Genomic DNA, 1327 nt, shown 5'->3' with positions numbered 1-1327 from the left:
CAGGGCTGTTGCAAAGTCGCATGATCTCGTGGGTGCCCTGGGTCGAAGTTGCCTCGACGCCATGTCCGTTGCCCCCTAGCGGTGTTACCGTCGCGCCATGTCCAAGATCGAGATTGACGCGATAGCCGCCGAGTTCTTCGGAGCCTTCGACAACCGCGGCGGCAAGGCCGCGGACGTGGCCCGGATCCGCCGGCTGGTCATTCCGGGTGGTGTGATCGTGCTGACCGGGCCGAAGTACACGGTCTACACCGTGGACGAGTTCATCGAGCCGCGCGAACGCCTGCTCGCCGACGGCCGGTTGGTCGAGTTCTCGGAGTGGGAGACCTCCGAGCGAACCGAGATCGCGGGCGACATCGCGTCGCGCTTCGGCGAGTACCGGAAGGCCGGCATCCTGGACGGCGAGCCGTTCGAGGGCGGCGGGACCAAGACCATCCAGTTCGTCCGCACCCCGGAGGGCTGGCGGATCGCGGCGTTCTCCTGGTACGACCAGCCCTGAGGGTCCGCAGGTCACGGCGGTCCAAGGATCGCGGGCTGGGCCGTCACGCACGCAGCGAAGCTCCGGTTGAACGGGGTGACCTTCCCAAGTCGCCTCGCACCACCGGAGCTTCGATGTGTCGTCAGTCTGCCACCGTCTGCCTGATCAAGTCGCCCGCTCTGGAGGACACTGCGGGGTTGTCGCTGGTGGAGCGGTTGCGGCTGTTGCCGGATCCGCGTCGACGTCGAGGGGTGCGTCACCCGTTCGTGGCGGTGCTGCTGGTTGCCGCCTCCGCGGTTGTCGCCGGCGCACGCTCGTATACGGCTATCGGCCAGTGGTCCGCCAACGCGCCGCAGCACGCCCTGGCCCGCCTGGGTGCCAGGATCGTAGGGTCGTTGAGCGTGCGCGTCGCGCCGAGTGCCGCCACGATTCGACGGATTGTCGGCCTGGTCTGCCCCGGCGGACTGGCCGATCTGACAGGCGCTGATCCTGCCGGCTCGGACTCGGTGGCGCTCGACGGCAAGGCCGCCCGCGGCTCCCGACACGGCCAGACGCCCGCCGCCCACCTGCTGGCCGCGATGACCGGCGACGGCCGAACCGTCACCCAGCTGCGGATCCCCGACAAGACCAACGAAATCACCTGCTTCGCCGCGCTACTGGCACCCTTCGACCTGACCGGGTTCACCGTCACGGCCGACGCCCTGCACACCCAGCGCGCGCATGCGCGCTTCCTGGTGGACGAGAAGAAGGCGCACTACCTCTTGGTGGTCAAGGCCAACCAGCCCGAACTGCACCGCAGGCTGCGATCACTGCCGTGGAAGGACGTCACCGCCCGCCGCTACGACCGGGAGA

At 68.7% G+C, this 1327-nt stretch carries 2 protein-coding genes; both read left to right on the top strand.

Annotation, left to right across the window (positions count from 1 at the left end):
• The first annotated feature begins 97 nt into the window (after positions 1-97).
• A complete protein-coding gene (locus tag AB0L95_RS42215) occupies positions 98-496 on the top strand; it encodes a nuclear transport factor 2 family protein (RefSeq protein WP_054229745.1) in 399 nt (132 codons plus the stop codon).
• Positions 497-681: 185 nt separating this feature from the next.
• Positions 682-1327 (top strand): ISAs1 family transposase (locus AB0L95_RS42210; RefSeq protein ID WP_365171996.1); only part of this gene is annotated, 646 nt, incomplete at its 3' end.

It is taken from the genome of Streptomyces sp. NPDC052036, from assembly GCF_040680495.1.
GTDB lineage: Bacteria > Actinomycetota > Actinomycetes > Streptomycetales > Streptomycetaceae > Streptomyces.
The sequence above is the reverse complement of the archived record's forward strand: the minus strand, read 5'-3'. Positions and strand labels throughout refer to the sequence as shown.